Annotated in this window: 6 protein-coding genes, 1 pseudogene and 1 riboswitch; of the genes and pseudogenes, 5 read left to right on the forward strand and 2 right to left on the reverse strand. The window is 43.1% G+C overall.

Annotated features, from left to right (window positions below; genetic code table 11):
* Positions 1-93: 93 nt before the first annotated feature.
* Both fabR and AB4653_RS04745 read left to right on the forward strand, forming a co-directional pair.
* Entirely contained in the window at positions 94-735 is a 642-nt protein-coding gene (gene fabR, locus AB4653_RS04740; protein ID WP_009848253.1) for an HTH-type transcriptional repressor FabR, read from the forward strand.
* Positions 735-1,106, forward strand: coding sequence for a YijD family membrane protein (locus AB4653_RS04745; protein ID WP_004736696.1), 372 nt, complete (start codon positions 735-737; stop codon positions 1,104-1,106). Before fabR ends, AB4653_RS04745 begins: the two co-directional genes overlap by 1 nt.
* A gap of 82 nt (positions 1,107-1,188) precedes the next feature.
* Here the strand turns inward: AB4653_RS04745 and trmA are convergent, their stop codons facing one another.
* Positions 1,189-2,298 (reverse strand): tRNA (uridine(54)-C5)-methyltransferase TrmA, encoded by a 1,110-nt coding sequence (gene trmA / locus AB4653_RS04750; RefSeq protein ID WP_009848254.1) that lies wholly within the window; start codon positions 2,296-2,298, stop codon positions 1,189-1,191.
* A 154-nt stretch (positions 2,299-2,452) separates the two neighbouring features.
* A riboswitch (cobalamin riboswitch) is annotated at positions 2,453-2,656 on the forward strand.
* 39 nt (positions 2,657-2,695) lie between these two features.
* Between trmA and AB4653_RS04755 the strand changes: the two genes are divergently transcribed.
* From AB4653_RS04755 to murI, 3 genes are read left to right on the forward strand one after another with little or no spacing between them, the layout of a single operon-like run.
* Positions 2,696-4,456 carry a TonB-dependent receptor domain-containing protein gene (locus AB4653_RS04755; protein WP_009848255.1) on the forward strand — a complete coding sequence of 587 codons (1,761 nt, stop codon included), beginning with the start codon at positions 2,696-2,698 and terminating at the stop codon, positions 4,454-4,456.
* 48 nt (positions 4,457-4,504) lie between these two features.
* Complete coding sequence (locus AB4653_RS04760; RefSeq protein WP_009848256.1) at positions 4,505-5,170, forward strand: ATPase; 666 nt, start codon at positions 4,505-4,507, stop codon at positions 5,168-5,170.
* Between the two features lie 60 nt (positions 5,171-5,230).
* The gene (gene murI, locus AB4653_RS04765) at positions 5,231-6,037 is read left to right on the forward strand and encodes a glutamate racemase (RefSeq protein WP_009848257.1); all 807 of its coding nucleotides are present in this window, start codon (positions 5,231-5,233) and stop codon (positions 6,035-6,037) included.
* Here the strand turns inward: murI and AB4653_RS04770 are convergent.
* Positions 6,000-6,171: pseudogene (locus tag AB4653_RS04770) on the reverse strand (RNA-binding protein); the annotation flags it as partial. The gene murI and the pseudogene AB4653_RS04770 overlap by 38 nt on opposite strands.

A 6,171-nucleotide genomic window follows, 5' to 3' on the forward strand; every position in this document is an offset into this window, starting at 1 on the left:
AGAGAGTGCCTTATATAAGTAAGTGATTCGCGTTATATTGAATAGAGTATTAGACATGCCTGTTTAGGCTGTAAAAGAAGATGTTGATAAAGTATGAAACCAATGGGCATTCGCGCACAGCAAAAAGAAAAGACTCGTCGTAGCTTAGTTGATGCGGCATTTAGCCAACTCAGTGCCGATCGTAGTTTTTCTAATCTAAGCTTGAGAGAAGTCGCTCGTGAGGCTGGAATAGCTCCGACTTCCTTTTATCGCCATTTCAAAGACATGGATGAGCTTGGCTTAACCATGGTCGATGAAGGTGGCTTATTGTTGCGTCAGTTGATGCGTCAAGCTAGGCAACGCATAGTAAAAGAAGGCAGCGTGATTCGCACATCGGTTGAAACCTTTATGGAATTCATTGAAAGCAGCCCAAACGTATTCAGACTGTTATTGCGGGAGCGCTCAGGAACTTCATTTGAGTTTCGTGCAGCGGTAGCTCGTGAGATACAGCACTTCTCTGCTGAGTTAACCGAATATTTGATAACGACTGGCATGACAAGAGACGAAGCTTTTACTCAAGCGGAAGCCTCCGTCATCTTGGTTTTTAACTCAGGGGCAGAAGCATTAGATTTAGATCGACGTCAGCGAGATGAATTGGCTGAGCGTTTGATCATGCAATTGCGAATGATGGCCAAAGGGGCTTTTTGGTATCGTAAAGAACGTGAACGTAACCGATTAAAAGGCGGGATTGAATAATGTCGAATGAAAATAATACTGTAAACCGTGGTTCTGAAAGAAAGACACTCGTACTTGCTGTTGTAGCAGGTGTGTGTGGTGATGCACTGCTATCTTGGGTAACAATGAGCGAAGTGGGCTTCTCTATTTTCCCGCTGATTGCTTTAGTGTTGGCTGTACAAGCGCTATACCAAGAATACCTAACAAATCCAGTATCTGAAGATATTCCGTTAGTGGGTTTAGCTTGTTTCTTTGTAGGTGCATTTGGCCACTCGGCTTTTGTGAAAGCACAACACCCTGATGCCGGGTCAAACTTCTTTGCGATTATCGTTGCGATGCTACTGCTCGCTTGGGTAGGTAAGAAGCTAGGCTTTATCGGTAAAACCGCTTAAATCAATCTATAAATAAAAAAAACGAGCCAATTGGCTCGTTTTTTTGTATCTGCTGCTTCGACTTCGACCTAGAGAGCTAGGCTTACGCTTTACGCTCTAGGAATACACCGGCTTCCATGTGGTGCGTATAAGGGAACTGGTCAAATAGAGCAAAACGAGTTATGTCGTGTGTTTCGCTTAGAATGTCTAGGTTCTCTTTCAATGTCTCAGGGTTACAAGAGATGTACATGATACGCTCGTAGCCTTGAACCATCTTACAAGTATCGACATCCATACCTGAACGCGGTGGATCAACAAAGATAGTGTTGCAGTTGTAGCTCTTAAGATCGATGTTCGCTTGCTGTAGACGACGGAATTCACGCTTGCCTTCCATTGCTACGGTAAAATCTTCCGCAGACATGCGGATGATCTGAACATTTTCAATCTTGTTGGCTGCGATGTTGTATTGCGCAGATTCTACTGACGGCTTCGCTAGTTCTGTTGCCAGTACACGTTCGAAGTTCTGTGCCAGTGCTAGTGAGAAGTTACCGTTACCACAGTAAAGTTCAAGCAAGTCGCCTTTGCTGTCTTGAGTACAGTCGACAGCCCACTCCAGCATTTTCTCTGCTACTTTACCGTTTGGTTGAGTAAAGCTGTTCTCAACTTGCTGGTAGATGTAGCTATCACCATTCACATCTAGCTTTTCGATAACGTAGTCGCGGTCCAGTACGATTTTCATCTTACGCGCACGGCCGATCAGGTTTAGGTTAAAACCTTCATCGTTTAATTGCTGTTTAAGTGCTTTAGCATCTTGAATCCACTGTTCACCCAATTGGCGGTGGTAAAGCAGTGACACCAAAATCTCGCCGCTTAATGTAGAAAGGAAGTCTACTTGGAATAGTTTGTGGCGTAGAGAGTGGTTGTCCTTCATTGCATCCGTTAATAGAGGCATTAGGTCGTTGATCAGGCGGCTAGCCGCTGGGAACTGGTCTACGCGGTATTTTTCTTTGGTCTCTTGATTGAACATGACGTAATACATATCGTCACCTTCATGCCACACGCGGAACTCTGCACGCATGCGGTAGTGTTGTTCTGGAGATTCATACACTTCCAGCTCAGGCACATTATATTCTGAGAACATTTCAGTAAGACGCTCAGTCTTTTCTGCCAGTTGTTCTTGGTAGCGTTGCGGGTTTACTTCTAAATTCGCCATTGTTATGCCTTTTGCTATCGTGCTTTTAAATCAAGAGCGCAGATTTTATTCAATCACAGGCGCTTGTCCAGTGTTGAGAGCCATTCAGTCTAAATAGACGACGAAAACTATAGCTTATAACTATCTTAGACTAGACAAATGATTCATAGGTCAATACTATTTCCGGCAAGCTGGTGCCATGTGGATGTATAGATGGCTGAAGAGGGAATCTGGTGAAAATCCAGAACTGACGCGCAGCGGTAAAAGAGAACGAGTATTCATAGACACTGCAAATAGCATTTTGTGGGAAGTCGAATATTAGGTAACCGAAAGGTTGTGCTCTTAAGTCCGAATACCTGCCAGCGGCTAAGCCATACAATGTGGTTTGGTAGGACTTTACGCGATTTAGGATCACAACATGAACAAATCCCTTTTAGCGGTTGCTGTAGCATCGCTGCTTTCACCTATCTCCAATTTACACGCACAAGAAGCATCTGCTGACGAAACCATGGTCGTTACGGCTAACCGTTTTGAGCAAAGCACTCAAAGTACAACGTTACCTGTTGTAGTTGTTACTCGAGCAGAGATTGAAGCGATTCAAGCTAATGATATTTACGAAGTACTACGTCGTTTACCTGGTATTCAGGTAGCGAGCAACGGCGGTTACGGACAAAAGCAGAGTGTTTTTGTTAGAGGTACTAACTCTGACCACATCTTAGTACTTATTGATGGCGTAAAAACAGCAAGTGCAACATCAGGAGGAGCAAATTTTGCTGCTATTCCACTAGTTGGTGTTCAGCGCATTGAGTTTGTGCGTGGTCCTCGAGCAGCAATTTATGGAGCCGATGCGATTGGTGGTGTAATTAATATTATTACAGACACATCAAGTTCAGAAGCAAAAGTTAGCGTAGGGTTTGGATCTGATTCATACAAAAAAGGCAGTGTGGCAGTGTCTGGTAATATTACAGACTCGACAAGTGGTTCTGTAGCTGTAAAGCGAGCAGAGACTGATGGGTTTTCTGTTCAAAACTCAGCAGGTGATCAAGACGCAGATGGACATGAAGTGACTGAGCTAGCACTTGCGATAACTCATAAGCTGAATGACGAGTTTAAGCTTAAGTTTAATTCTACTTACTCGGATGGTGAAACAGAGTACGATCCGAAAAATGCTACAAAAGATCAGACACTTTACAGTGCAATTGGCCGTCTTAGTTATACTGGAGAAACGTTGTCGAGCAACTTTTCTTTAAGTAAAGCTCAAGATTCTAGTAAAGATTATTACTACAAAAGTACTTATCAAACGGACCACCAGGCCGTTGCTTTCACAAATTTATTCACTGTGAACAATGAAGTTTCTATTGGTGCGGGTCTTGATTGGTCTAAAGATGACGTATCAGAGTCCTCAAAAGACTATGCCGAGAAATCTCGTACGAATAACTCGCTATATGTTAGTGGCTTTTATGACAACCAAGCCGTACAAGCTGAATTAGCTTTACGCGGTGACGATAACCAACGCTACGGCAAGAATACGACATGGCAAGCGGGTTTAGGATATTGGTTAGCAGCTAATTATCGCGTGACGGCTAATGCTGGTACGGCATTTAAAGCACCTACATTTAATCAACTATATTGGCCGGGCTCAGGTGTTCCAACGCTGAAACCTGAAGAGTCAAAAAACTATGAAGTCGCGTTCGAAGCCCATCAATCATTGGTTGATTGGAGAGTATCGGCTTACAAAAATGATATTAAAAACATGATAGTTGGATGGCCTTCAAAAAACATTGGTGTCGCTGAAATTAAAGGCTTAGAGCTATCGGGAGAATTCGATACAGGAAGTTTTTCTCACCAAGTTAGCCTTGACTTTATGGACCCGACAGATAAAAGCGATGGGTCTCAACTTTTACGTAGAGCGAAACAAAATGCTAAGTGGAACGTGACGTATTTTGCGGACAACTGGCAGGCGGACTTGAGTTATTTATATCAAGGTAAACGTATGGATAGCGGCAATGCTGAGTTAGATGAGTACTCGCTAGTAGATATAGCTGCGAGCTACTTTGTGACGGATCATTTCACAATGAGAGGGCGTATTGCTAACCTTTTTGATAAAGATTACACGTTAGCCAAAGGGTATGAAACACAAGAAAGAAGTTTCTTTATAAACGCTGACTACCAGTTCTAATTAACAACTAAACCGCCTTCGGGCGGTTTCTTCTTATTGGATATATCAATGAAAAAGAAAGTCGTCATGAGTTGGTCGTCAGGAAAAGACTCTACGTTAACGTTAGAGCGCCTACTTGAAAGCACCGAGTATGAAGTTGTTGCTCTGTATACTACGTATGTTGGAGATGAAGTTCCTTTCCAGGTCACTCCTATTGAGGTAGTTGCAATGCAAGCTCGATTGGTCGGTTTACCATTAATCATGATTGAGCTACCGGAAGTCTTCCCAAGTAATGAGGTTTATCAAAGTACGATTGTCTCGGTACTTAAAGATTCTAGTTTATCAATCGATGCGGTCGCGTTTGGAGATATGTTCTGTAATGGCATTGCCGATTACCGAAGAAGTTATATAGAGCCAGCTGGTTGGGAGTGTGTGTTTCCCCTAATGGGAGAGAGCAGTCAGGTACTTGCGAGTGAAATAATAGACAGAGGAATCGAAACCTTTCTCGTCACGGTCGATACCGATGCATTAGACATGAGCTATTGCGGGAAAGAATACACGTTTGAGCTAATCGACAGTTTACCGAGTCACGTCGACCCATGCGGCGAAGATGGTGAGTTCCATACTTTAGTAACGTCAGCGCCATGCTTTAAAGGAAGGCTTAAGATAGAGCTGGAAAATGTAGATCAGGGTGAGCGCTTTGTGCATCAACGCTACCGAGCCTGCATTATGTAGAGTGATGATTGGCGAAAACTAAGTGAAGGGGTATCATTGCAACGGAACTTATTACAGGTAATGGTTGTGTCGGAAAGCATACAAAAAAACATATTGATCTTTGATTCTGGAGTTGGCGGTCTGTCCGTATATAAAGAGATAAGCCACTTACTACCGAATCATAACTATACTTATGTATTCGATAACGAGGCTTACCCATACGGTGAGCTCGACCAGCAAGTCCTTATCCACAGAGTTCAAAGCATCGTCGCCAGTTTTGTGGCTAGCCACGCTATTGATATTGTGGTGATAGCCTGCAATACAGCAAGTACAATTGTGTTACCTACACTAAGGGCTAATAACCCAATCCCTATTGTCGGGGTTGTTCCGGCAATCAAGCCAGCATCGCTACTTGCCAATAAAGCCGTTGGTCTTATTGCAACACCCGCAACGATTACTCGTGAATACACACACGAGCTCATCAAAAACTTCTCTAGTAATAAAAGAGTTGAGCTTTTAGGTTCTACTCAGCTGGTGGATATGGCCGAAGATAAACTCCGAGGAGAGGCGATTAACCTTGAAGAGCTGCAGCAAATCCTTCAACCAATGATCAACACAATTGATGTGGCTGTTTTAGGGTGTACTCATTTCCCACTGATCAAATCAGAGATTCAGCAAGTGCTAGGTAAAAACGTGATGTTGATTGATTCAGGTAAGGCTATTGCTAAGCGGGTTCAAGATTTATTGGATTTAGAGAGCAGTACTGAAGAAGGGGGAGTGCGTGAGGCTTTTTGTAGTGCACTTCCTAAAAAAGAAAGTGCACTAAATAGTATGCTGAAGCGGTTAGGGTTTAGCTCAGCTCAGCTTCGTCCGTTTCTGGATGTTTAGGATCGTTTGCAACGCGTACTTTTAAAGTACGTTGCATGTAATCTTTATCGTTAAGTTCTGAAATAGCATGATTCACATCATTACTTGCCATAACAACAAATCCAAAACCTCTTCTTTTACCAGTACGTTTGTCT

Source organism: Vibrio sp. 10N.222.48.A3 (genome assembly GCF_041475345.1).
GTDB classification, from domain to species: domain Bacteria; phylum Pseudomonadota; class Gammaproteobacteria; order Enterobacterales; family Vibrionaceae; genus Vibrio; species Vibrio tasmaniensis_A.

Bases quoted from the DNA above. Each gene is read 5' to 3' on its own strand.
- AB4653_RS04755 (WP_009848255.1), top strand. From the start codon at position 2,696: ATGAACAAATCCCTTTTAGCGGTTGCTGTAGCATCGCTGCTTTCACCT.
- trmA (WP_009848254.1), bottom strand. From the start codon at position 2,298: ATGGCGAATTTAGAAGTAAACCCGCAACGCTACCAAGAACAACTGGCA.
- murI (WP_009848257.1), top strand. From the start codon at position 5,231: ATGGTTGTGTCGGAAAGCATACAAAAAAACATATTGATCTTTGATTCT.
- AB4653_RS04745 (WP_004736696.1), top strand. From the start codon at position 735: ATGTCGAATGAAAATAATACTGTAAACCGTGGTTCTGAAAGAAAGACA.
- fabR (WP_009848253.1), top strand. From the start codon at position 94: ATGAAACCAATGGGCATTCGCGCACAGCAAAAAGAAAAGACTCGTCGT.
- AB4653_RS04760 (WP_009848256.1), top strand. From the start codon at position 4,505: ATGAAAAAGAAAGTCGTCATGAGTTGGTCGTCAGGAAAAGACTCTACG.